Below are 25,552 nucleotides of genomic sequence, written 5' to 3'. Positions count from 1 at the left end.
ATTTAGTCCTCTTGTGAAATGATTGATAATTTCTGAGACGGTTTTTGATAACTGCCTATGTTAATATTTGCCCCTGTACGACTCGTAATAGCAAGCTTATAAGTTCTATCAGAGGCTGTTCTTTTACCATCTGTGTAAGTAAATGAACCTGAAACGGATTGGCTTAATGACCAATAATATTTACGTGTCTCATGATCGTATTCATAACGAACTATTGATCCAGCCCCATTGTATGTTTGCGTTTGCCTTACTACCCAACTATTACCATAAAGCTCAGATAATTGAATCGTGTATTGTGGATCAGAGGGTTTACCTGGTGGGCTAGTACTAGAGCCAGAGGCCAATGAGTTAAATTGCAATGAACACACAATATTTATCACACCACCATTTGAACCGAACGGTCCAATTTCGACATTTGCACTGGCTGATAAGTCAGTTGTAGTTAATGCTGTGCTATATCTACCAGCGGCAACAGAGCCACCAAAATATGAGTTTCCTACAGTGTCTTTCCACTCTGTCGCGTTGCTTTTTGTTAATGCATCCAAGTTAGGGAGACCGTTTGATAATATTTGAGGGCCGAACCAATAAAATAGGTTATCAGGGCCAAATCCATCGGCGTATCGAATTTCCATAAATGCGTTACCAATTAAATCTATACGAGGGGATTCAATGCGGGTTCCAGCTTTAAACGAATCACCATCGAGAGATCCTTTTATCATTGCATTGCCATTAACTAAAAGTGCGTAGCCAATCCATGATGAGCCATTGTATTTTTTTGTGGTTTCAATAACGGGATCGCTGGCTTTATAAATTGTCACTATGTCGTCAATAACAGGTGAGTTACTGGGCACTGCCGCATTGGCTATTGAGTTTGACCATGCGCCGGTTGAAGTAGCTACGGTGTAACGGCCAGCCCCGCGCGCACCATCAGCTCCATTTGTGCCACTGTTACCTTTATCACCTTTTGCGCCGTCCATACCATTTTGACCATCTGCACCTTTGGGGCCTTCAATACCTTGCGGCCCTGTAGCACCGTTCTGACCATCTTGCGCTTTAATATCATCCAGTGAGCTAACAGAGTGGCCATCACCCAATACTAAACGACCCTTAATGACATGCTGTGGCTTTGTCGGATCTGTATTATCAACATATGAAGTAGGCACAAAGTGGCCATCGACCATTGCGCCTTGGCGAATAATATCACCAATAAAATCAAGGTTGGCTAACTCGCCATCGTTATAGCCCGCGATACCGGTAACGCGACCATTGTTATCAAGCGTCCAGCCGCCACGGGCAACGAGTTTGCCATCCACAGTGGTAAATAATTGGCGTAACTGTTTAATGCTTGCGGTGCTTTCACCGTCCGTTATTTGCAGGTTGGCAATAAACTCAGCTAGGGGGCCATTAACCCATGAACCGCTGTTTGCAACACATTGTACGGCGTCGCTTTCGTTGGTGATATTGCCCTCGGCGTCGACACAGTAACCCACTGCGGTGCGGGTGTACTCTTGTGCTGTGGCGATGGCTTCATTTTTTGCGCCATCGGTATCGGTGTTTATTTTGCTGGTAAGCGTTTGCTCAAGCGTTGTGAACGCTTGGTTTTGGCTTGCAAAGGTTTGGGTTATTTCATCAAACTCAGCAATGGTATCGTCAATAAGTGAGGCAAATTCCTCATCGCGTACCGTGTTTGCTTCATTAATTGTAGCAATAGCTGTAGTTACATCACTAAAACGGGCAGTTACTTTATCAAACGTGGCTTGATAGCGCTCATCACGTATAGCGCTTGCTTGGTGATCATTAGCGACAACTTTATTTAATACGGTAATTGCGCCTAGGCTTTGTTCATAAACCGCTGCGAGTTCAAGCGTTTGACTTGCAACGCTTTCAAGCTCAGTGGTTTTGGCCATTAACTCATCTTGTGCTAAAGCTAACTTTATACCTTGCGTTGCTAGCTCGTTGTTTTGTAGTAACTGGTTAGCAGCGGTAATCACATCATTTAAATTTGCGTCTTGCAGTTCAAGTTCAAGTCCGCGCACTTGCACTATGTTTTGACTGATTGAGCCATTGATGGCATCAAGCTTTTCATCAACACTGCTAAATTGGGCATCAATGCCACCGTCTGCGGCGTTAAAGGCGGTAATTTGGTTTTGTATATACGCCGCTGCGCCATTAATAAATTGTTGGGCATTGTTGGCTTTTTCAAGGGTGTTGTTATCGGTTAATTGCTCAAGCGTAGCGCTGACTTGGTACGTTGTATTAAACGTATCAACAATCGCATTTACACTGCTAAGGGTTTGAAAGCCAAACGCATTCACCCATGCGGTAGTGGCATATTGCGCCATAACACCCGTTGCAGCATTAATGTCGTTCTCAAGCGAGGTGTTGCGAGCGGTAATATCATTTAGTGCGAGGTCGTTCGCACCACGTTTGCCAATTTCAATAAAATCAATGTCACAATCGCCCAGGTTAAACGCTAAATTAGTAACGGTACCTGTGTAACCATTAGTGCTGGTTGCGTCTATTTGCAGTGTTTGCCATTCATTACTCGTAGGGGCAGGGATATTAATAACCGCAGTGCCATTGTTTACAGATACCTCACCCAACCAAGTGGCCTCAGCATGCAAACGCACGCGCAGCCTAAACATTGGGCTTTCATTGGCGCTGTAACTCACCGCAGGGGCGCTAACCGTGCCATGGGCTACAATGTACCCTTGTGCGTTGTGGCTATCTACATTACTAAACCCCTCATTATTACTATTAAACTGCCAGCTGTAAGCGGGGCTTAACGCTTCAATTGCACCCGCTATTTCGCTTTGAACTTCACTAAATGTGGCGCGCTGTGTTATTTGCCCCGCTTGCACTAATAGCGTTGCCTCAGCTTGACTTAAGCGGGTGTTGCTTTGATAAATACGGTTTGCCTGCAGTTCAATGCTTGCGTTTACACCGTCAATTAATACGTTGGCCTCGCTAAATGCCTCGTCTGTGTACGCAAACGCACGGTTAACAATGGTGCCACTTTCTGGATCAACAAATACAGCCGCATCAATTAAGCGCTCATTACCTAATTGACGTTGCTCGTAATTTTGACGCCAATTTGTATAATTTGCTGATAAATCCAGCACACCTTTTTCAATATCCGTGCGTCTATTTTGCTCTAAATTAAGTTCACTAACGGTGTTTGCAAGCACCTCAGGTATATTGTTTTCGGTTCCAGGGCGCAGGCGATCAACTTGATTGTTAATGTCATCTATGAGCGTTTGTGCATCTTCGCTTAACTGAGTTAATTCAATGTCATTAATGTATTCTGATAAATCAACAGTTGTTGTAGTTGCAGTTACATTAACCCAATCACTTGCACCTAAGTGATTAACACTGCGTACCCTAAATTTATACTCAGTTATACTTTGTAAGCCAATGCGATTATAAATTTGTGCAAGCACACGTTCGCCGCTTGTTGGTAAGTCAATAGTCCCTAAAAACTCCCACTCAAACTGTGTGCCAATGCCAGCTGCTGCAATCTCTGCAGTGAGCGTAATTTGGTTATAATCAGCAGTTACATACACTGTCGGCAAAGTCGGGGTTAATACACTAAATTGCACAGCAACAATCAATGAGCGTTGGCCAAAGATATTTTTAGCACTAATGCGGGCGATATATTCACCCAATTGTAAATTTGGAATAGTTACTTGTGTGTACGTTACTGAGGTTTTAAATACCTGCTCATTTGCAGTGGTATTTATAAACTCTACGTCGTATTCATTTACAGTAAGTGGAGCAGGGTGATGCCATTTAATAATACCGTTTCCATCGCCATCAATTACTACCCGTACATCAAAAATAGACTGCGGTTTGCCGACCAAATAGTCGCTGTTGGGTGTTAAATCCTGCGCGCCTGGTACAAGGTTATCGGCCCATAAATCAGCGCCATCCTCAATACACATCACAGTAACGCCACCATCTAATCTAAAGCGACGTTCAACAACACGATAAATCTTATTGTTTATCGACTCACCTGGTAAGTTTAAATACACCGTGCGTCCTACAGCAGCAGCTAGGCCTTTGTGTTTAAGTGGTAACTCAATTTCACCTAAACGCGTTTGCTCTAAATATATAGTTGCTAAACGCTGTGCAGTGGTGGCGCTCCTTACAAATGGTAAACTTATCGATTTTTCAAGTATTTGATTATCAATTGCTTGATAGTTATCAGCAACTACAGGGGGGGCATCTGTACTGTCATAATTCTGAGCAGGATCGGTAAATGTCGCTCTAACAATATTGGCCCTGTCGCGTAAATCTGCGTGCCATTTTATTTTTATATTGCCATGGACATCACCCTGGTTAATCGTATATGTCGGGTTGCCATACCAGGCACCAACACGTACATACCATTGGCCCATTTGCCTAAAAATCTTACCGGCAAAGCACGCTTCTAACTGATTTAAGACCTCAAGTGGTTTAGAGCTAAATGTAAAACTTCCATTGGTTGTATATCGTGGCTCAGTCGTAACATTGCCATCAGAGTCTTTAAACTCAGCCTCTTCATCACATATATTAATAGCAGCAATCCACCACTGTAATGGTAAACGCTCAAAAGGCACTTCGTGAGCGCCATAAAAACGCACATAATGCAGGGCGCATAGCACCGCATTTTGGGTCCACAGCCATGTATTTTCATCATCAGGGTTCTGGTTTGTGTCGCGGGGATCCCAAACACGTGCGCCACGTATTAAGAACTCAGTTTCAGATATACCGTCTTCAAATACTTCTCGGTTATTTTCAAGCTCAATAAAAATATACGCTTGGCCAAAGCCTATGTGTTCATTCGTCCAACCAGCCATTTTACTTACGGCTTTTACGTTAGCGCTGGTTTGGCGTCCATCACTGAGTAGATAATCCCAGCTTTCAGTTGGGTAAGCAGTAATCGGCTTATCAGCTATATAAACATCTTCTAATGCATCAATAGGTGCGCCGTTTATAAGCACAATCATTTGAACAAATTTTTTATCGTTACGCTCAACCTCCGCTTGGTGTGCAATAACCCCCCCAACGCGGTCACGACCAAAGGTAATACGTCGTGGTTGGTCAATGCCTTTTTGTAAGCCTTTTGCTAATGTCGCTAAGTCCTCTTCAGGTACATCAGGTGTCAGTGAATCCCACAGCGCACCCACTGTCTTATCATAAAGACTGCGACCAAAACCGAAAATATCGCCACCAGTATCAACAACGGCTTCAACTACCTTAGACATTACGCACCTCCAATGGGTAAACCGTCTTAACAACGCCCATAGGCAAGGTCACTAAACCATTTTCACCAACGCATACCACGGCGTTAACGGTTACAATGCCGCCTACGTACTCACCTTTAAATTCAACCACGGCGATATCACCACGGCGGGCGTAACTAAGTGCTATAGCAGGGTTTAAACGGTCTTTAAACACACTTTCAACATTATTTAAACCCTGTTTAAATAACTGTTTAAACGCACCTTTTTCACTTTGATATTTACCTCTAAAGTCGCTCGCCACATCATTACCCGTTGAAAATAGCACCCAATCGGCAACAAAAAGACAGCAATCATTTTCACCCCATTTAAAAGGTGAGCATTTGCGTTGATTAATGAAAGCAGCAAGCTTAGCGGCGACGTTCATAGCGTTTATTTCCTATATAGTTGCCAGGCTGAGTATCAGGAAGATTTTGTGTATTGGCGGTACTTTGCTCACTAAAAAACATATCACCAGGGTAAATAGCCGTTTGTGTTGCGTGGTTCCAGCGTTGATTTAATCGCGCATCTTTCCAGCGTTCACTTTCACCAGCAATACTGAGTTGCACTTGGGACACATCGCCACGCTCAATATCACACGCAACAATGTATCCACTTTCTAGGAGTTGGCTTTGGTTCACACGATAATGCTCATCAACAGTCACAAGGTAAATTTCGCAGTGATGGCTTATTGGATCGTTTTCGGCGACTTCTCCTAGCACCGCTTTATCTTGTGTATGTAATGTTAAGCGGATCCGCGTGCTGTCGTTTTTATCACTAGCGGGGATTTCGCTTACAGTGCCAAGCATACCTACACCATGCCAGGTTAAATTATTAAATCGGCGTTCACCGACACCGGTATGCAGCAACACATCACCACTTTTAAAAGCTAAGCGTACAAAGTAGCGTGCACGGCCACTATTTGCTAAATCACTCAATAAGGCAGGGTTTAAACTTTCCATTAAAATGCCTCTCTTCCTTTAATCTTCCAGCTCGTCACAATGCCTTTTTTATACTGTGCACTGGCAAGCCCTTGCTTATTGTCAGTAAGTCGGAATAACCCAGCGGGTTGTTTAAAGGTAATTAAAGTATTGTCTGCAGGAATTTTACGAACAGGGGATTCAAAAATAGCAGTTGCTTGGCCAATCGAATTACTTATCAAGTCAGATGTTAATATTTTAAGCTCAGTGTTTTGCCCAACGCCAACTTGCATGCGTTCGCCAGTAACCAGCAAGGTCTGGTTAGCGGGTAGACCGTCAATATTTAAAATATTACCGTCTTGGTTTTCACCGCGCACAACTCCCGTAAAATCTTTATCAAGCTGTTCGCGGCGGTAATCAATTAAGGTAAACGTGCCTACTTGGCCACGTAAGCTGGCAATAAAACCATCAAGGGCTAATGCATCGCGCTCAGGCACATTAGTAAGTTCAATTTCAAATTCCCAGTAAGCACCTTCAAGGTCATAAACCTCAGTGGCATTGTTGGCTTTATTTAAATGAGTTTGGCTATTAGGCACTAACGTAAAGTTAGAAAGCTTAGGCCGTTTGGGTAGAGGGAGTGGTTGCATCGTTACCAGTTTTCATAATAAAACACTGGGAACGAGTATAGAATTTAGGGGGTAAGCTTTCGGCTGGAAAGAGGTTTACATAGTCATAGTAGCTTACGTTCTTTTAGCTCTAAAAGCACTTCATCAGAGAGTGAAGTTATCCAATATACCTCTTTTAGCTGTTTACATGTTAAACCAGCAACCTCAAGAAAAACAAGTTCTGCAGTTTCTTTTTCTCCTTCTTTCGCTGTTATTAAAAGGTGAAAAGCTATTTCAACAAATAAAAGCCAAGTGAAAATAGTGAGCTTCGAGAATAATGTTATTTCTAAAATTTGACGATATTCAGTACTTTTTAGCGCTTGCATAAACAGAGCTAATGTCTTTACTTTCTCTATATAATCATAAAACTGACCGCTAAATATTAAATTTTTTTGTGAACTAGATCGAGGTGTATCAGATAGTCTTCCAGCTTTAGCCAATAAGAAATGGTCATGTAAAAAGTTTTCAATGGTATATGTAGTGGATTTATACTTCATATCATCATCTACGTCTTCATTTTCAACTGCCAATGACTCATCGTTAGCATCAAAAAGCTTCATTTCTTTACTATATTGAATTAGGACAACCTTCCTTTGAGATAGTAGTTTAGTTTGTTCTGCAATTTCAAATACAGCATCTTTGATAACACTAAAATTTTGAGTGTCCGATTGTTCCCTAAGAACTAACTTCGTTTCTTCTAGTTCAACTTTTTGTAACTCGAGTGCAGACCTGGAATCTTTCCATGTTCTATAAAGTAAGAGTATCGATACGAATAATAAGATAGGAGAAAATACATTATTAAAATATGTCGCAGTTGCAACCCAACTTTCAAGAGGAGTATTTAAATTGAAATTGAATTTATTAAAAAATTCATATATGAATAAGCTACAAACAAATATCCCTATAAATATAGAATAAATTGCAGGGTTTCTATTTAACGGCTTTAAAATATTAGTTATTTTTTCTTTGCGGTCTTTAATCATAAACATTCCCTCGCTTTTTAAAACTTCTTTTTACACCAATCTCAATTACTTAACAACTAAGCAGCGCCACGCACTGCGCGAATAATCGATCCATTTTCTTGAATATTAGCCACCACAACACCTATAACCTGGCGAGCTATGTCTTGACCAACCGCTTGTGAGGTTTGTTCGTTCGCGCCACCTTGCACAGTAATTTGGTTGGTTATATTTAACGTAACGCCACCTGAGCCACTACCATCATTCGCTGCGCCGCCTGCATTGTAACGGCGCGCCATTTGGCTAATTTCTGTATTTTGTTTAGGGCTTAATACACGTTCACCACGTTGTAATACATAAGTCGATTCGTTCGGCACATAATCTAAACCACCGTGTGCAATACCCGCTGGTTGTTGCGCTTTAATTTGGCGTACTTGTTGTAACCCACTTATTACTGCTGCAGCTGCAGCAACACCACCAAGTACAGGGCCAATAAGCGGGATAGACGCCATAGACGTAAACGCAGCAGTGGCACCTTGGTAGGTATTAATTACCGCTTGCGCTATGGCAAATGCTTTATACGCTTTAAAAGCTGTTTTACTTTGGCTACCCAAAGATTTGAACATTGCCGCACCAATGCCCACCACATTTTTCGCTTTTTCCGAATTTGTTTGCAACTCAAAGCCAGTTAATGCAACAAGCTCTTTTTGATACTCTGGTGCAAATTGACCAGCAAAAGCAGACATAACCCGCTTAGAGCTGGCCGTGTCTTCTTGCTCTTTGGCTGTGTTGTAACCCATAAGCCCTGCAATTTTGTCATCGTGCAGTTTACGTTCGTTTTCTAACTCAATATCACGAACCCTATCTTTATGAGCTTGCGTATCAGCCTCTACTTGGCTATGAAATCCACGCAAAAGCAGCAATTCATCTGCTCGGGTTTGCTGTAAAATTTGGTTATCTGCATTTAAAACAACCTCTTCTTTTTCATCTTTTACACCCAGCGAGGCACGCCTAGCAGCATCAACTCTGGCTTGCTGCCTAGCTTGTTCAACACTCAGCTCATTATTGTAAGCGGCTAATGCTTCACGACCCGCAAAGCCTTTTATAACCGCTATACGGTTTTCTAAGTCTGCCTGTAAATCGTTTTTACGTTTTTCTTCGGCTTGGTTTTGTATACGTGTTTTTTCAGTTTCACGTTTTTGTGCAATGGTTTTTAAGTCTTCACCGTACTTAACATCAAGCTGTTTTAAAATAGCATCGTACTTTACTTTATTCGCGGCATCGTTTTCACGCGCGACGATCACCATTTGCTTACGTTTTTCGTAGCTGTCTTTTAAACGCGCTTCTTCGCCCATTAAGCTTACTTCTAAACGCTTTATGTTATCTGGCAGGGCAGTACTTGTTACAACAGGTTTTGGCTTTTCTTGCTCTTTAATTGCAAGCACTTGTTGCAGTGCCACAATTTCATTTTTTAAGTCGGTAACGCGCTTTTCAGCAACTTCAACATCTGTAAACTTACCTTTTAAAAACGGGTTGTTAAAACGCTCTCTTGCTTCATCAGCAAGTTGAATCGCGTTTTTAATCCGCCCTTGTGCCATTAACAACAAGCCTTGCGCCTGGCTACCGGTTAAATTGGCATAAGGGTTTAAATCTTTACTAGCCTCTTTTAATTTATTAACAGAGTCAGTAGCGTCATCGCCCTGGCTTGCAAAATAAGCTAGGCCAAGCCCAGCAGTAACCAGTAAACCAACAGGACCACCTAATAGCCCCATTACTGTACTTAGGCCACGCGCTGCGAGGGTGGCTCGCCCAGCTGCAGCAATATAAATATTTGTAGCAGTAGTAGCAGCTGCTTGAGTTGTTGTGTATCGCGTATTCGCGGCGGCTAAACGGGCAATTGCTGCAGTTCGTATATTGGTTGTATTAGCCACAGCAAGCGTGTGCTGTGCATATATTTTCATTTCTGCGGCGCGTTGTAGCTCTAATACAGCATTGGCTTGATTTTGTTTTGCTAGGGCTGCATCAGCAATTAACGCACGGTTCTTAGCGGCCACATTAGCAACATAGCCTGCCGCACTGGCACTTAAACCCGCGACTAAATGGCCTGTTAATACAGTAGCCAATGCACCTGTCGCAAATACCAAATTATCAACAGCGTCTTCGTTTTGGCGTAAATACGCCATGGTATCGGTAATTGAATCAACCACGCTGGTAACTGCAAAGTTTACAGGCTCTTCATATTTGCGTATTAAGCGCTGGTACTCGTTACCCATTTCAGCAAAGCTGGCGTTTATTTTACCCTCGGTGGCTTCAGCAGCACCGGCGTAATCGTTAAGTGCTTTAATAAGGTAATTTTTAAACATCTGGCTGGTTACTTGGCCATCGTTCACCATTTGCCTAAAACCACCGGCGGCTTTACCTGCTGCTTTATCGAGTTTTTGTAAAAGCCCTGGCATAGGTTCTGTTACTTGGTTTAACTCTTCTGCACGTAAAACGCCGGCAGTCATCCCTTGGGTCATACCAAATAAGCTTTGCCCAAGCTGAACATTGCTCGCACCTGTTTTAGCAGCGGCGTTAGCCATGCCCTCTAAAATGGCTTTACCTTGGGTTTGGGTAACAACACCCACTTCTTGTAGCGTTAAAATTTTACTGTAAGAGTCGGCTAGGGTGGTGTAACCGGTGTTTAATCGGTCTGATGTGGCAAACAAATACTCTTGTACTTTGGCGTAATTTTCAGCTGAGCCCGTTAATCCTTTTAAGCGAGTATCAAGTAATTGTGCGGCGCCCGTATCTCGCACAAACATCGTCGCGGTACCAATGCCAACAAGTGCTGTAAGTGTTGCACCAATTTGCCCGTACGCTGTATTCATTAACCCTAGTTGGCGGGTCATCGCACCTTGCTGTTGCATAATGCGGGCTTGGCTTGCGCCTAATTGCTGGTTAGCAGCAACTTGGCGCTGAATAGCCACTGGTACACGATTTAACTCATTAACCGTTTGACGCGTGTATGTTTGCTGTTGTCTAGCAGTTGAGGCATGCGTAACCGCTGCTTTTTTCTGGGCTGTAATTTGTTTATTGATAGCCACTGGTACGCGATTTAGTTCGGTTACGCTCTGCCTTACGCTTGCGTCTTTTTTTGCTGACGTGGTTTTTTGACTGACTGCCGCTTTTTCGTTGGCTACAACTTGTTTATCAATGGCCTTAGGGGGGTTATTTAACTCATTTACGTAATTGCGTGTAGCGCTGCTTTGCTGCTTCATTGCCGCTGCTTGGCTAACACCAACGCGTTGATATGCAGGTATTTGCTCGTGTATGGCGGTAGGTATTGTACTTAATGATGTAGCCGTTTTACGAGAATGATCAATTTGCTTTGCCGACTCGTCTTGAGCAAACTTTGATTGCTCTTTGGTTGTGTCTTTAATGCGATTAATGTCTTTTACGTTTTGGCGCGCACCCGTGGTAACAGCTTTACCGTCATAACTTAAGCGTAACGCCAAATTCAAGTTGTTGCTCATCGGGTCGCCTTATTAGTCCAATTATGGTGCGCTCTAGGGTTTGCAGTTTTGCAAAATCATCAGGGTTAATTGTTATGTTTGCATAGCGCCAGGCAATATCTGCCCTAGCATAATCAAGGGCAATTTCAACCCCGTCATTATCTCGTTGCCACTGGCTACTTGCAGTAGTTAATGCCAATACCGCTGTGTGGTTTGAGGGCAATACAAACAATGTGTCGTCTTTGTTAGGTGCTTCCTGCGCCATAGGCGCACCAAAATGGGCTTCGTCGTCATCAAGTGTTTTACTGGCTGCTGCTAGGTCGCCCAAAAACCACCTAGCAACATCGGTTAGTTTTTTTCGTTTATACGGTACTGGGCGTTAATGCACTCAACACTTAAGCGCGCTGTTAAGCCGCTATAAACAAGTAACTCTTCAAGTGTGCTTTTATCAAAAGGGACATCTTTGCCGTCATCAATAAAGTCATCCCAACTTACTAACAGCTCACGCACAATATCCCCGTCATTCGCGCCTTGTTTCTCAGTGAGTATTTTAAGTTCACTTTCAGGAACTAGCTTAATTTGGGCGGTAAATTTAAAAAGTAGACCACCAAACTCAAAGTTAAGCGGGGCGCTTATAACTGCTTTTTTCAAGTCGTTTAATAGTTTTAATTTCATGGTTACACCTATTCAAATACTAACGTTAATTCGTCGTAGCCTGTGCCACTGGGTACTAATTTCCCGTCAAACTCATAGCCGGTCAATTCTGAATCCAAACTTGTGTATTTAGGCACCGGCATTTGGTAACGACCAATAATAGTCACTTTTTTACCTGCCGCAGTGCCATGAGTAAATTCAAATAACTGCACTTTGCCAACCTCATTAAACGGGTTAAAGGTGGCCAGTTCTTCGGCGGTTAGCGTAAAATTGGCGCTGCTTTCGTGTCCGGTTATCATTATTTCTTCATGGTTAATGGCACGGTCAAACACCACGTTATTACCTAAGTCGACCGTAAGTTTATGCAGGGTACGTTTGACATCGTTAAGCTTAAAATCACTGCTGTTACTTACGCCGAGTACTTCGGGGCGCACCCATCGGTCCCAATCAACCGAAGGGGCGGCAAGGCTTTCAACCGGCGGGCTAAATAACCCTTTAAACTGCCAGTTCAACATGGGCTTACCCTTTTCGAGCGCAAAGCTCACGTTGCCTTTCATTTCGCTAATGTTGTGGGTATTTTTACCAAAGCGTACTAAGCATGTAACTGCAACAGCGGCCCCTTTTGTAAAGGTAACGCTTGTTGCATCGGCCACTTGTACCATGCCGCAAGCAAGTAGCAGCGGGGCAAAGGCAGGTTCGTTACCAGCTGTGCCGCTCATGGCAAGTGGTGTTTTAAAGTTAAGGCTTATATGTTCACCGTAAAAGGTTTCCATACTTGCACCGCTATAGCTGGTTTCCAACTCGTCTTTTTCACTTTCACTCTCAAGTGCAAACTCAACATCGCTAGCATAAATGGCATGCAGGCCAGTGAGCGTTGTCCCCAAGGCATCCGCTAAAATAAGCTTGTCTTTAAATCGCCAACTGCTCATGTGTTAACCTCCACTTTAATTAGCTCACCGCTTTTTAAGTTAAAAGCGCCGGCTATCTCATCTCTGTTGCCTTTTGCTTTAGCTAAAGCCTGGTTAACGTTTTGGGCAATCGTCATCGCGCTCGACTTTTTAGGCTTTATGTTAACGTCAGCCTGTTGTTCAGCGGGTTTAGTCGGTTGCGACTCGGTTTGTTTGCTCATGGCATCACCTTCACAGTTACGGTATGTAGGCCAGTTACATTAAACTGGCATTGGTAAATTAAGTTATTCGTTTGTTTGTTAAGCTCAATAGTGCGGCCCTTATCTAGCTTAATTGGGTTCCAACCAGCGAACTGGCAACCTGCAACGGCGTCTTTCACATCACTACGTAATTGCTTTATTTGTATATCGCTGTGCGCATTACCTGCAGCACAGGGAATAACAATCATCACCGCAAACACATCTTTAACCTGGTACTCGTCAACGCCGTGCACTTCATTGGTGTTGGTATTGTCATCGGCCAATGGCAATACAAACAGCTGCGCACTGTGTACAGCATGTTCACGTACATGGTTAAAATCGCTCGCAAACTCCACAGTGGCATTAAAAATAGTTGCACTTAGCAGGGCTTCTATGTTGTTTAAATCAAAGTTAAATGCCATTTAAATACTCTTTAAACTTAACCAAGGGACTGTTTAAATTAACCAATCGGCTATGATGTCGTTAATCTCAGTTTCTTGCACAGCAGCTATACCCAGTATTGGCCGTGCAGGTAACGTCACGCTTTTATTGCGGCCAGTTTCACCACCAAAGTGGTGTATGGCTGCATACTTTTCACCTAAGCCATGCTCAAGCGTATTGCCGTTTACGTTATGCGTAACAGAGCCTGCAAGGTTACGCTCATCAGTCAGCGTTAAACCGCCACGGTCTTTTGCTGCTTGCGATTGCTCCCATTTACGGCCCTCTGGCGTTACTTCACGTAAAAATCGAGTGGTGACGTCCATGTCTAAAAATGCACCAATGTCGTCCAATACATCAGCTGGTTTACCGCTTGTGTTTGCAATTTTGGCTAAGCGCGGTAGGGCATTCCCGGTTATATGTATAAATACACCCGCCATTAATAGCGTTCCCAATTAAATTGAGAGCCTGCAGGTTTGGTTCGCATCCCAGTTCTTACGCCTGCAGGCGCGTCTTCCTTAATTTGGATCACACCTTTACTAACCTTATCAAGCATCGCCATGGCGTGGCTTTTAAGGGCTTTAAGGTTTTCGTCAGCAATGTTAGGGGCAAGCTCACAATGCATTAAATCGTTAGCAATGCCTGGCAATACCGAGTTATTAATATCGTCTTGGTTTAATGCAAACCGCGATACATAACCGGCTATAACCGCATTTACATTTTTTTGTGCTTGCGCATACCAGGCATTAATTTGCTCTTGCAACTCACTGTACGTCTCACTTAAAAGCGCGGCTTCAACATCATCACGCGTTACGCGATTGCCCACTTCGTTAAACTTACTTGACGCAAACTGCAACAGCGTATTAATGCCAATTTTGTCTATAACTGCTTGTTCTGTCGTAAACATACATACCTCAGTTAGTAAAAAAAAGGCCCGAGCAATTCGTTACTGAGGCCTTTACACAGGGAACAATGATTTATTATTTAGGCGTTAACACGTTGGTCAGCAAAATACCGCAGTCTTTGGCTAACACTATTTCTTTAACAGCTTCACCCACCATCACTTCTACACCACCGTTTAAACCTGCGGCTACATCACGATTTGATGACACACGCGAGCCATAACGAGCAGTTAGCGCAAAGGTCATGCGTTTGTTTTGAAATGACGCCAATGGGTCGTGATACGTAAACGATAAGTTGTCAGCAAAAGCACGTTTAAGCACAACGTCTTTGCCTTTTTTCGCTGTATTTAAGCGAGCTTGGCCCACATTAATATGATCAATTTCGAGTTGCTCTTTAATCCAGCTCCAAGGTACTAAGCCCTTATCGCCACTGGTGCCGTTATACGCTTTAACAATGTTAGGATGGGTACGTAACTTGGTAGACACTGTTTGAGACATATTCATCGCGTTAGGGCGCATTAATGGCTCGTCTAGCATTTCTAAAAAGAACGGTAAAATATCAAGCGTAGGGTCATCTAAAAATTTAAACCCTTGTGCCGATAAGCTTTCAGACTTACCAAAGTTAGCCGCAGTGTTATACAGCTCAGCAACACGCACTTCACGACCAAGTAAAACTAAGTCCGCAATGCTCTCAGCGGCATGCGTACGTGGGTTATAGTTTGCTGGTGCATTATTCTGGTCATCATTTGGAATAACATCAGATAAACCATAATCAACAACAGAGCTTTCTTTTTCCGTTACACCAAACTCAACTTGATTCGGGCTAGACTTACGGCCAATTTTGGTATCTGGCAGCGTAAACTTGTCGCCTTTGTTGTATTCAGTCCATTCAAACGATCGTTTACCAACAGATGAATATGGCGCTAAATTATCAGCAATTAGCTTTTTATTTGTATAAGCAATGGCTATCGCCGTTTGCTCAACGTCGGGGGTAAATGGCATACCATTACTCATGGCAAATCCTCACTTTAAAAATTTAAGTTAACCCAAGCGCGTTAAGCGCTCGGAATAGTCGCAATTAACTGCGGAGCTAAAAATATGTCGCCAATGGTGCCAGCGTCGCCTTCTTCCATTGCCCAGCCTGCAACGTGTATTTTGGTTTCACCCACGTAGCTCGCTAAATCAAGGCCGATAGCTTTACCGTCCGCATCAGCAACAATTAAGTCACCAGCCGCAATATCACCACCAAACTCAATCGGTGCGCTTTGGGTCATCACCACATCAACACGTAAATGATCGTCAGTGCCTTGCTCAGTAACACCGGCATATATTGCACTTGCATCAATGGCTAAACCAACATGAAAGTCGGCCGCAGCCGATACAGCCACTAAACGGTTTGGCGGTATGATGTCTTCAGCGCTAAAGTTTCTAATAAATCCTGGTTGTGCCATGGTGTTACGCCTTTTTAATGTGGTCTAGCGCGGCAGTAATACTAATTTCAATGCCTTTGCTAGATTGTGATTGTTGAAATTCAAGCGCCTTCGCTGCCAGCGCTTCTGCACTGTCATCAGTGACTTCACCGTTTTTATCGTCCTTATTAAACTCGTGGGTTAAGCCAGTTTGCTCAGGCAGGCCTTTTAAAAAGCCTTCAAACCACGCAGCGGGTTTAAGTTCCTGGCTTTTACCGTCTGCGGCAGCAAACTCAAAAGTAGTGTCGCCGTCATCCAGCTTGGCCATAAACTCAGCCATGCCATCGGTATTGGTTAAACGTGGGGCCTTACCGCCATTTACTTCGGTGTTAATAAAGGTGCTAGCCGCTGCAACACGTTGCGCGTATTCAAGCTGTGCGTTTTTAGCGTTGGCCGCATCAATTTGGTCTTGCAGCACCTTTCTTTCTTTTTCATCCATTGCATTGTCCTCATGGGTGGGTGGGGTGGCATTGCTGTTATTAATAGCGTCGCCTTTATTAAATTCAGCACCCTCACGGGTATTGGCTTTACCGCGTTCGTGCTCAGCAATAATGGTTTCTTCTTTTAACCATTCGCTTTCGTAATTAGGCACAACTTTATCGGCTGCTTCACTGCCAAAGCGGTCAGTAATAAACAGGCGTAAATTGCCCATAAGGCGAGTAAGGGTGTTTGATGTGCGCAGCGATATGTTGTCAATATCACCAGCAGCAAATTCTAGGGTTAGAGTATCGGTGTCATCCGCTTGGTTAAACTGCCATGCTAGGCCTTCAACAGCAGGGGCTTTACCGCCTAAGTAGCCAATGTGGGCAAGTTGGTAGCCATTAGCCACCTTTTCAAGTTTGACTGAGCGGTTAGGGTAGCGCTTGCTTTGTACGGCCTGTGCAAATTCAGCACACACATCTTCTGCTTTAGCAAACAAAGAGCCACCTTCTGCTTTTAGCTCACTGGCCCACCCCCATGCAGGGTCGTCCATTTTGGGGTGGCCTATTACAAGCGGTGCGGTTTTAGGTTTAAAGTTGGTTACAACACTGTTTAAATCGGTTTCGCTAAAAACATGTGTTTCACCTTTAGAGTCGGTTTGTGTTCCGGCTCTAAATACTTCAAACCAATTAAACGAGGTGTTTGGGTTTGTTTTATCTGCCATGTTCCAAGTGCCAATAAACTAACTAAGTGGCACCAGTGTATGCGGGGAGTAACTATTGAACCGCTGGAAAAGACTTTACAGCGTTAAGAGAGGGGGAACGTATATAGGCTAAGCGGGTATTTAAAACACTGCAAGGAATATTTTATGGCGCACTGCAATTTATGTAACATTCCACTCACTCAAGGCGAAATAACGTTTCTTGACGGGCAATGCTCAAACTGCGAATACGATGCCCACGCCCGGGCATTCTCACTCTGCAAATCGTGCAACAGCCCACTGTACACACCCATTAAGCTAAACGGCGAGTTTTACTGCTCAAATAAATGTGCACATAAGAAGGAAGTAAAAAAAACCCGCTAAGTGCGGGTTTTATAAACTATTTTCATAGCTGTACAAGTAAATTTTACTACTGCTTTTTATTCTTACCCTGATTGATCACCAATCTAAATTGTTGTGCTGTTTTAAAACCTTGGAACTGATCATGTGCTGCATAAATTGCTAAGAAAATAATACATCCCCTCACAGATAAAAACAGCCACTGCGCAAGGGTCGAATCCCCCAATACAAACTAGAAAGGCCATTAAACAAAGCATCTAAAATCAATAATAAAATGATAAAAGCAGCATTGCTAATCACTTCATTTTTTAAATCAGTTAGTAGATTTATTGCTTTATCTATCTTCTTTTGAGCACCCTCTAGCTCACTAACATCTTTTAACACACCTTCAATGTAGTTAAACAACGCCCATGTTAGTGCGCTCGCAGCAGTTACAAAAAAGGGAAAAACAGCCAATACAGTATCAAATAACTTTATTGCAGCCCCGTTAGTTATGTGTAAAACAGCGAAACATAGAATTAAAGACACCAAAATATATAAACCAATTAATAATGGCTTTTTAACTTTTACCCATATGTTTAATTGTCGCATAAACTTCAGCACCTAAATTTGACTCTTTATAATTTAAGGTATGCACAGAATCAGCTTTTTCACCTAACTCCATTTGTGAATCATCTGTTTCACTATCATTTTCAATAGATGGTAGGCTTACTGTATCAATATTCTCGTTACTACTATGCGCCTTTTTGCCGCCCCTTTCACCTTCTGTAACAACACCCCAGCTACCTTCACCCTCTGCAATATATTCTAGGTAGTTTGACACTGGTGCTTCGGGTACTTTTAAATCACCAGAGTCATTTTTCAAAGTAATATCAATTTCGTCTTGTCCAAATATATCTTGCAATGCTTCAACTGCATCCCTTGCTTTTTGGTTGGTATCTAAAATATTCGGCGATATTAACTTAAACTCTAGCCTATAAATTTTACTCTTTGAACCTACAATATTCCAAAACTTAGCTGACTCTGATTTACCTTCAATAAAAATACGATGGTTATAAGTCGCAAGGATTGGGTCTGTAAAAGCTGTCTGCAATGACCTTGTAATGTGTTCAGGGTCGCCGTATCGCCAATCTTTTCTGACAAATATGTGCTGCGTTTCAATATCAATTACAATTGATAGGGGGATCCAATTATCATGCACCACCTCAACAATGTCACCAGGAATCTTTTCACCTGTCTGCTGTTTTTTAAGCTTTGCTATCTTTCCACAATAAAAACGTTCACTAGGAAAATCATACCCAAAAGATGGAACAAGTTCTTTAAATCCAAGTACACTATAAAGAGCACCTGCAGACTTGAACTCTCTATCATTCTTAATGGCTGGTAAAATTGCGTGGCCTTTAATCGGTGGAATCGCTTTTACATTAAGCGCTTTTTGTTTTTCTTCAACTAATGAGTAACGTAAAATCAGATAATCTTTAACCATTCTTATATTTCCTTATATGTATTATTATTTGTTTTTTTGAATAATACACACAAAGCAGACTGTTTAAAATCCTCTTTCAGCCAAAACTATTCACCCTCACCTTTAAATCCAAGTTAAACCATGTTTAAACTGCGTTTAAATTTAACCGTGCGTGTTTAAACGGTTTTAATGCAAGACAATGTAGCCATAAAGCAAAGTAGGGGGTTTAAAGTAGCTTACAGAGAGAACTTTAAATGTGGGAAATTACATATTGGACTGTCAAATTATACCCTGCAACAAACATTGTCACAGGGCAATAAAAATTAAAGGCTACACTATTTCAACTTCATTGAAGTAAATGCCTTTAATTCCATGCTCTTTTACTAACGTATATAAACTGTTTTTAGAATCCGTAGTGTAATAAAACAAGCCTGCTTCTCTAACTCTAAACAACCCACTATGTTTAATATCGTCTTTAGTGAAAACCATCTTTTTAAATTTCCTGATCCTACTTGGCTTTCCGTTTTTCATATTTCTTATTGAGTGCTCTTCGTTAAGTGCTTTCTCAAAACCAACAACATTAAATGCAAGCCAGTGCTCACCTTTTAAGTCACATGGTAAGTATTCAACATTTGGCCATGGATTATTTAAAAACAATGGCGCAAACAGAGGCGAAACAAGAAGAGCCGAAGCGCCAAGGCCTGCAATGTCAGGTTTATTCAATCGCTGCATAGCGGGGCTTTCGTCAACCAACCAATCTACACCCAATGTTCTCCATTGCTTTTCAAGAGAGCTTCCGTCAAATAACAATATTTGTTCTTCAGTTAACTGCATTGTCTGTTCAAATTCGGTCTCATTCAAAAGTAAAAACTCGTCCGGTTCAACACTTACGCTATATACTTTGCTAAATTCTTCTAACATTGTCACATTCCACTAGATAAAAGTTGCTGAATAGGGAAGTCACCTGTCTTAAGTTCATCGCCTATTTCTCTTAGCGTTTCCATTATCCCACGGTGGCCTAAACCTTCAGCAATGGTTTCATTTAATAAATACTCTACGTTTAAGTAATACTTACCCGTATGAACTTTTGAGTGAGAGTATGCATCAGGCATTGAATCCATAGGCACGTGCTTTTTAAAGCGAGGTAAATATACACCGTTTGCTTCGTGGTCAATATCAATCCCAAAAGCGGCTAATCTTAAGCGTGAACGTGCGGCTCCCATCGCATTCCACGACACGATATGATGAGCAGCTGTATTTTTAGGTTTTTCCCCGCGACCAGCACTCGCCATGTTTTGTGTTAATTTTTTAGAATGAGCTTTCATGTGTTCCCAACGAACACTACGAGAATAAACCAGATCATCTAAAGAAATATGGCCTCGGCGATATTTTACAGAATCAATAATTTCACCGCGATGATGAATAGCTAAAGACTGGGCTTGAGCTTTCGCTAAAATGCGATCGCCCGTAACTAAGGTGAGGTCGTTTTCTATATCTTGTATAGTTACTTCTTGTACTTGTTGCATGCTTAAAACTCCTTTTTAAAAACAAAACTGCATAAATTACAGTGTCTGTTGTGAATATTTCCGTATCTTCATTAGTACTTTAAGTGTTTATAATCTTATAGTAAATAGTTTTGGTCAACGTTAGAATACTAATTTTTTAACCAGCTCAATAGCAAGCGACTCATCAACCGTCATACTATGTAGCTTACTCATCATCATTCTCCAATCAGTTAAATTAAATACACGTAAATTAAATACAATCAGTGAGCATCTACAATAACTAACCGGGGTAAAAACCACTGTCGGAAAAACCTTTACATATAAAAACGGGGTAGTTAATTTAACCAGTAGGATTAAAAACAAAAAAGGAAACACATGAAAATTTACTTTAAATACTTATACTTCCCAAAAATGCTATTAATTGGCTTATCCCTCCAACTCTATTTTTTGTATTCTTAACCAATATGACTATTGATACTTTTAAAAAAATTGATATTGAACTTACTACTCAAAAGCTTAAAAAAGAGTTTGATGTTAGTAGTACCAGGGCACTTTCCCTTGCTATGGGTTTATCACAGTCTGCATTCATAAATGCTATGAAACGTAGTTCATTACCATACGAAGGCATTATAAGGACGTGTATAGCAAAAAGTATTTCACTAGATGACATATTTGGAATAAAACAAACATTCACAATAAGTCACCAAAATGAATCAAATCTAGCTAATTCATATAAAACCATCAAAAAAGAAGTAACTCATTTAAACAACTTAGTGGAATCAGTAATAGATGAGACCATAGCGTTCAATGAGTTAACAGGAGAAAGGTCACTTTCTGTGCGTAAGTCGCTAAGACCAATACTTGTTGAAGCAGCTTTAGAATATGAGTGTGATCACACTATCGTACAAGCTATTGCAAAGAGTACTTTAAGCTTGCTTTAATCTTTAAGAAAAAGCCCCTAACTAGGGGCTTTTTCATTTCTGGCCTGAATCGGCTTTGGCTGCAATATCACTGGGAACTGTGCAATAACTTTAGTTCCTTTCCTACCCGAAGTACGCTTAATCGGCTGCTTGTACTCTTTCGCAATGCTATCCATAACATAGTAACCAAGGCCAAAATTCACGGAGCGAGTAAGTATTGATAAGCCTTTGCCATTATCTATTACTTGCAACATTAATTTGTTACCCACTTTATTTAGGTGCACAGTGATCTTAGTTGCACTAGCATGTTTAAATACGTTCTCAACAGCATGATATAACACCGCGTAAATATCACATTGCAACTGTTTAGTAAGAGCCTCTTTTCCTATCGTTACATTAAATTCAGGCTCAATTCCATCTCTAGATAAACATTTAACGTGCAGCATATCAATTGCTGTAGCCAAGTCGTTATGGCCAAGGCTAGCATGACTATTTGCAATAGGGTTTAAAATGTCATGTGCTTTTTTTAGTTTAACTAACCCTTCACACACCATAGTTTCATTCCCACCACATAAATCAATGCCGTTTGCTAAGTTAATAGCAGCAACACTTAAGCCTTCACGTTGTAATTGTGTTTGGTGTGATTTAAATACACGATGGAAGCTCTGTAGCCAAAAGAAAACAAAGCCTGCAGCACATATAATCAAACCAACTGCTACAAAAGCATAAAACCACATCGCACTATTTGAACTATACCAAGGGCCTTTAACAGCAAAATGAAATGATAATGGCTTACTCCAAACAGCTCCATCCACTTTACTTCTATACTCAAGTTTATAATTATCAGGATTGAGTTTATTCAATTGAATTAATGGGGTAGGAATATCGTGCCATTGACTGTTATTTAAACGGTATTGGTAGTTGATATCATTGCTCAATGTATAATTATAGTTAGTCAAAGCAATATCAAGCCAGCCTGAGTTATTAACTTTCAATGTTTCAGGGTTGAGGTAAGTTTTCTCACTTGTTTTAATATAACTAATTTTACCGTTCGGCACTTGCCCCTGTTTATTGCGTTCGACCTTAATTACGCCGCGGTTACTGGCAGCTGTAATTTTATCACTGATACCTAAAATGCTGTTTGGCGTAAATGAATATTGCCCAGTGCCATTTAACAGTGTTGTATAGGTATCATTAGAGCTGTATTTATGAATCCCATGATTTGTAGATAAGTAAAGCTCTTGGCTTAATGAATGCAATTCATTTATGTATAAAGGGCTAACAATAGATTCCCATTTATTGTTAACTTTTCGGAACAAGCCATTGCCGTAAGTTGCTGCATATAAGGTATTCCCGAGCAATTGAACATCAGCAATTGGAGCATGTTTTTCTAGTTCTAAAATCGCTTCATTTCGCTGATTAAACGATACTAGTCCTTTTTCGTTAGCCACATAAAGAGTACCTAGGAGTTTTTTGACTGACCATACAATATTATTTGGTAGAAATTTATTAATATGCCCAGAGTCTAATTGCTCTAAGTCTAAATTAAATATTTGAACACCATCATCATTAGTAGACAAATATAAACGTTGATCAATTATGTTTAGATTTATGACATAGCCAGAATAAAACTGTTCAACATCATTGTTCCTCAGATCGATTGCATATGCCCCCAGATTTGTTGTGATATAGACTTTGTTACCAGTTTGATTAATAGCTGTAATAGAAAAATTATGTTCAGAAATCTTTTTATTCAAATCGGTTAAAGGCTCGTAATCACCATTTTCATATTTATAAAGGCCATCATCTGTCCCTAACCATGTTGTATCGTTGACAGATGCTATAACATTGTAAATAGACTCTATTTCAAGACGATCTAATTTCACTTTCGAAGAAACAACTTCAAAACGACTAACATCCAATGTCCAAAGGTTTTGCTCATCATCAACAAATAGATCTTTATAGGCTTGCGGTCTAGGATTAATACCTTTTCTTAAAACTGAAAGCTGAGTAATTTCAGCTTGGTTTATAGAACCATGGTCAACATAATATAAGAAGTAAGGAGGCGAAAAACGTAAGTGCTTAGCACTGGTAATATCCTCATTTATTATTTTCAGATCATTTAAATAAGAGTATGAAACCATTTTATTATTTAAGAAGTAAATAACACCGTATGGCGTTGCAACCAACTCACCCTTACTAACATTAGAGTTATCAATTAAACGTGAACTTCCTTCATTAATAACATAAACCCCATCGTTGGCCATTAAATAACCATGGTTTGCAGAAGCTGAAACATCAAACATTTTAAGTTTCTTACTCAATGGTTTAGTTGTTTCTAACGTATCAAGGTTTAATAGTGTTAGCTCTTCTTTGCCCAACATAAACAAATGCGTATTACTAACAGATAATTTTGTAGCGGCGATATCGCTTAATTGCGTTGCTTTAAGTAATTTCAAATCGAACTTCCAAACATCTTGGTCATTATATGCAATATATAAATAGCCAGGAGATTGAAATATTACATCATTTGTCCAGCGTCTAGGTAGTGATGAGATAGTCGATAGATTTAGATAATGGTTTCCATCAAAACGATAAACGCCATCATGAGAAGAGAAATATATGTTCTTATTATTATCTTGAGCTGCTGCATTCAAATGCTGCATGTTAAACGCAAAACAATTAAAAGTACTCAAAAAAATACAGAGCAAAAATAGTAACTTATTCATATGGCGTCCATCCTATATTTAACCAACAGGTGTTGGTTTTACACTTTTCCTAGTGAATTAATTGCTGACCTGTTGGAACGTGATCTCGAGATCCGCATACCCCCATAATCATGGGCTCAGGAGCGTGATCACCTTCGCTCGTTAACATTTCCACCCTGTTATTTAACAATTTTTTATCACCTTTTGATATAGTACTTTTATACCAATTTTCGGTACCTTCAGGTGGAGGGGTAATAACTAGAAATGTTGGTTTACGTGGATCATTCTCTGATGTTTTAGTATTCCATGTATCTAATACTCGCTGCCCTGCGGCTGGACCGTAAATATTAGAAAATGCATTGGCGAGCAAATATGCACCAGCTTCGCTTGTTACAATCATGGCAGTTTTTGCAAAGTCACTTCCACAATCAAAGCTCATATCTACATTTAATGTTGAGTTATCTGGAAGGAGGATATCCGCATTCATATACTGGATGACAGCACGGTCTTTAAGAGGGGTTAGGGCTGCAACATTACAAACAGTTAACGCAGCACAAAGTAAGGTTACGATTTTTAATTTAGATTTAAACATTCTTAATTTCCATTTTTTATGCCATATACAACGCTCCCTCAGCAACAGTTTTAACAAACACTTCATTCATATTATGCTCAAAAGCTTTTTGAATTAGCATCGGTCTTAACTTCTTGCAAATTAAGAGTTCACGTTCTGCAGGCAAGTTTTTAGTAAAAAGTAATTCTTCTAAAACTTTTTCAACCAAAGCATTAGCCGCCAATAAATCATCGACACCTAGTATTGGCTGGTTGTCTTTCGAAGGTGGTTTATTGATCTCATTAGATTTAATAACGTCTAAATCAAATACTTTATCTAAAGAAATTCCTCTTTTAACGCATGTATTAACAATAGCGCTATATGGGAGTGTATTCTTTTTCCTAGCGGTAGATACACCTGAATGGGAAAGCCCCAGTTCAAGTGAAAGTGCTCTATCACTTTTAACTTCAAGTATTTCACTCAGACGATCAAAAACGCTGAAATCAATATCAACAATAGTAGTGTCAAACATATCGGTCAGTCAATGCCTTTTTTTAATTACATTTATTTTTTATAATTATGTTGACGTCCTATTAATTAGTCACTAAAGTAAAAAACGTACTTATGACATATAAATTAGACACAACAATTTTACATAGGATTAATTTAGCATGACTTCTAAAAAAATGACATTTGAAGAGATCAAGAAAACCCTTAGAGAGCGAGATATTACGTTTACAGATATAGCTCATGCGCTTGAAATAACACCTTCTCATGTAACCAATGTGGCAAAACGTTCAGCTCGTTCTAAACCTGTTGCTGAGGCAATTGCATTATCACTTGATCTTGAGTTAGCCGAAGTATTCGCAAATGAATACGATGGCACCTCACGCAGAGGTCCAAAAGACCGTACCGATCGCAAACAGCAAATTTATGCGGCACTCCGTAATCGACAACCCGTACCAGCACCACAAAGCATGGCGTAATGACGTTAGCTATAACAGGTTAATTTCCA

26 protein-coding genes are annotated in these 25,552 nt (G+C 40.9%); 2 read left to right on the top strand and 24 right to left on the bottom strand.

Annotation, left to right across the window (positions count from 1 at the left end):
- Positions 1-2 precede the first annotated feature (2 nt).
- From AOR04_RS09085 to AOR04_RS21580, 21 genes are all read right to left on the bottom strand, one after another.
- The gene (locus tag AOR04_RS09085) at positions 3-5,246 is read right to left on the bottom strand and encodes a phage tail protein (RefSeq protein WP_096793131.1); all 5,244 of its coding nucleotides are present in this window, start codon (positions 5,244-5,246) and stop codon (positions 3-5) included.
- Positions 5,239-5,649: a DUF6950 family protein gene (locus AOR04_RS09080; RefSeq protein ID WP_096793130.1), complete on the bottom strand. Its 411-nt coding sequence runs from the start codon at positions 5,647-5,649 to the stop codon at positions 5,239-5,241. Before AOR04_RS09080 ends, AOR04_RS09085 begins: the two co-directional genes overlap by 8 nt.
- Positions 5,633-6,223 carry a hypothetical protein gene (locus tag AOR04_RS09075; protein ID WP_096793129.1) on the bottom strand — a complete coding sequence of 197 codons (591 nt, stop codon included), beginning with the start codon at positions 6,221-6,223 and terminating at the stop codon, positions 5,633-5,635. The genes AOR04_RS09080 and AOR04_RS09075 overlap by 17 nt, the downstream gene beginning before the upstream one ends.
- Positions 6,223-6,828, bottom strand: coding sequence for a hypothetical protein (locus tag AOR04_RS09070; protein ID WP_096793128.1), 606 nt, complete (start codon positions 6,826-6,828; stop codon positions 6,223-6,225). The genes AOR04_RS09075 and AOR04_RS09070 overlap by 1 nt, the downstream gene beginning before the upstream one ends.
- 83 nt (positions 6,829-6,911) lie before the next feature.
- The gene (locus AOR04_RS09065; RefSeq protein ID WP_096793127.1) at positions 6,912-7,829 is read right to left on the bottom strand and encodes a hypothetical protein; all 918 of its coding nucleotides are present in this window, start codon (positions 7,827-7,829) and stop codon (positions 6,912-6,914) included.
- 56 nt (positions 7,830-7,885) lie between these two features.
- Complete coding sequence (locus tag AOR04_RS09060) at positions 7,886-11,320, bottom strand: tape measure protein (protein WP_232525457.1); 3,435 nt, start codon at positions 11,318-11,320, stop codon at positions 7,886-7,888.
- The gene (locus AOR04_RS09055; protein ID WP_096793126.1) at positions 11,280-11,627 is read right to left on the bottom strand and encodes a hypothetical protein; all 348 of its coding nucleotides are present in this window, start codon (positions 11,625-11,627) and stop codon (positions 11,280-11,282) included. Before AOR04_RS09055 ends, AOR04_RS09060 begins: the two co-directional genes overlap by 41 nt.
- A 20-nt stretch (positions 11,628-11,647) precedes the next feature.
- Positions 11,648-11,974 (bottom strand): hypothetical protein, encoded by a 327-nt coding sequence (locus AOR04_RS09050; RefSeq protein ID WP_096793125.1) that lies wholly within the window; start codon positions 11,972-11,974, stop codon positions 11,648-11,650.
- Between the two features lie 8 nt (positions 11,975-11,982).
- Positions 11,983-12,882 carry a hypothetical protein gene (locus AOR04_RS09045; RefSeq protein WP_096793124.1) on the bottom strand — a complete coding sequence of 300 codons (900 nt, stop codon included), beginning with the start codon at positions 12,880-12,882 and terminating at the stop codon, positions 11,983-11,985.
- Positions 12,879-13,082, bottom strand: a complete 204-nt coding sequence (locus AOR04_RS09040) for a hypothetical protein (RefSeq protein ID WP_096793123.1) — start codon at positions 13,080-13,082, stop codon at positions 12,879-12,881. Before AOR04_RS09040 ends, AOR04_RS09045 begins: the two co-directional genes overlap by 4 nt.
- Positions 13,079-13,522, bottom strand: a complete 444-nt coding sequence (locus AOR04_RS09035) for a phage tail terminator protein (RefSeq protein WP_096793122.1) — start codon at positions 13,520-13,522, stop codon at positions 13,079-13,081. The genes AOR04_RS09040 and AOR04_RS09035 overlap by 4 nt, the downstream gene beginning before the upstream one ends.
- Before the next feature lie 33 nt (positions 13,523-13,555).
- Positions 13,556-13,978, bottom strand: a complete 423-nt coding sequence (locus tag AOR04_RS09030; RefSeq protein ID WP_096793121.1) for a phage virion morphogenesis protein — start codon at positions 13,976-13,978, stop codon at positions 13,556-13,558.
- Positions 13,978-14,445, bottom strand: coding sequence for a hypothetical protein (locus tag AOR04_RS09025; protein WP_096793120.1), 468 nt, complete (start codon positions 14,443-14,445; stop codon positions 13,978-13,980). The genes AOR04_RS09030 and AOR04_RS09025 overlap by 1 nt, the downstream gene beginning before the upstream one ends.
- 73 nt (positions 14,446-14,518) lie before the next feature.
- Positions 14,519-15,454: a capsid protein gene (locus AOR04_RS09020; protein WP_096793119.1), complete on the bottom strand. Its 936-nt coding sequence runs from the start codon at positions 15,452-15,454 to the stop codon at positions 14,519-14,521.
- 41 nt (positions 15,455-15,495) lie between these two features.
- On the bottom strand, positions 15,496-15,891 hold the full coding sequence (locus tag AOR04_RS09015; protein ID WP_096793118.1) for a hypothetical protein: 396 nt from the start codon (positions 15,889-15,891) through the stop codon (positions 15,496-15,498).
- 4 nt (positions 15,892-15,895) lie between these two features.
- Positions 15,896-17,053: a hypothetical protein gene (locus AOR04_RS09010; RefSeq protein ID WP_096793117.1), complete on the bottom strand. Its 1,158-nt coding sequence runs from the start codon at positions 17,051-17,053 to the stop codon at positions 15,896-15,898.
- Between the two features lie 519 nt (positions 17,054-17,572).
- Positions 17,573-17,980 carry a hypothetical protein gene (locus tag AOR04_RS09005; protein ID WP_096793116.1) on the bottom strand — a complete coding sequence of 136 codons (408 nt, stop codon included), beginning with the start codon at positions 17,978-17,980 and terminating at the stop codon, positions 17,573-17,575.
- Complete coding sequence (locus AOR04_RS09000) at positions 17,949-18,875, bottom strand: hypothetical protein (protein ID WP_096793115.1); 927 nt, start codon at positions 18,873-18,875, stop codon at positions 17,949-17,951. Before AOR04_RS09000 ends, AOR04_RS09005 begins: the two co-directional genes overlap by 32 nt.
- Before the next feature lie 309 nt (positions 18,876-19,184).
- Positions 19,185-19,775 (bottom strand): hypothetical protein, encoded by a 591-nt coding sequence (locus tag AOR04_RS08995; RefSeq protein WP_096793114.1) that lies wholly within the window; start codon positions 19,773-19,775, stop codon positions 19,185-19,187.
- A gap of 2 nt (positions 19,776-19,777) precedes the next feature.
- Positions 19,778-20,380, bottom strand: a complete 603-nt coding sequence (locus tag AOR04_RS08990) for an AHH domain-containing protein (RefSeq protein ID WP_096793113.1) — start codon at positions 20,378-20,380, stop codon at positions 19,778-19,780.
- Positions 20,381-20,500: 120 nt separating this feature from the next.
- The gene (locus AOR04_RS21580; RefSeq protein ID WP_157770541.1) at positions 20,501-20,659 is read right to left on the bottom strand and encodes a hypothetical protein; all 159 of its coding nucleotides are present in this window, start codon (positions 20,657-20,659) and stop codon (positions 20,501-20,503) included.
- 164 nt (positions 20,660-20,823) lie between these two features.
- Between AOR04_RS21580 and AOR04_RS08985 the strand changes: the two genes are divergently transcribed.
- The gene (locus tag AOR04_RS08985) at positions 20,824-21,300 is read left to right on the top strand and encodes a hypothetical protein (RefSeq protein ID WP_096793112.1); all 477 of its coding nucleotides are present in this window, start codon (positions 20,824-20,826) and stop codon (positions 21,298-21,300) included.
- 17 nt (positions 21,301-21,317) lie between these two features.
- On the opposite strand, the gene AOR04_RS08980 is transcribed toward AOR04_RS08985, so the two are convergent.
- The 3 genes from AOR04_RS08980 to AOR04_RS08970 are packed head-to-tail and all read right to left on the bottom strand — an operon-like array spanning position 21,318 to position 25,069.
- The gene (locus tag AOR04_RS08980) at positions 21,318-24,008 is read right to left on the bottom strand and encodes an ATP-binding protein (RefSeq protein WP_096793111.1); all 2,691 of its coding nucleotides are present in this window, start codon (positions 24,006-24,008) and stop codon (positions 21,318-21,320) included.
- A gap of 49 nt (positions 24,009-24,057) precedes the next feature.
- On the bottom strand, positions 24,058-24,579 hold the full coding sequence (locus tag AOR04_RS08975; protein WP_096793110.1) for a hypothetical protein: 522 nt from the start codon (positions 24,577-24,579) through the stop codon (positions 24,058-24,060).
- A gap of 16 nt (positions 24,580-24,595) precedes the next feature.
- Positions 24,596-25,069 carry a helix-turn-helix domain-containing protein gene (locus tag AOR04_RS08970; RefSeq protein WP_096793109.1) on the bottom strand — a complete coding sequence of 158 codons (474 nt, stop codon included), beginning with the start codon at positions 25,067-25,069 and terminating at the stop codon, positions 24,596-24,598.
- A 139-nt stretch (positions 25,070-25,208) separates the two neighbouring features.
- Here AOR04_RS08970 and AOR04_RS08965 point away from each other — a divergent pair, with 139 nt between their 5' ends.
- On the top strand, positions 25,209-25,523 hold the full coding sequence (locus tag AOR04_RS08965; protein ID WP_096793108.1) for a helix-turn-helix domain-containing protein: 315 nt from the start codon (positions 25,209-25,211) through the stop codon (positions 25,521-25,523).
- Positions 25,524-25,552 lie beyond the last annotated feature (29 nt).

It is taken from the genome of Pseudoalteromonas sp. 1_2015MBL_MicDiv (genome assembly GCF_002407505.1).
In the GTDB taxonomy this organism is placed as follows: domain Bacteria; phylum Pseudomonadota; class Gammaproteobacteria; order Enterobacterales; family Alteromonadaceae; genus Pseudoalteromonas; species Pseudoalteromonas fuliginea.
The sequence above is the reverse complement of the archived record's forward strand: the minus strand, read 5'-3'. Positions and strand labels throughout refer to the sequence as shown.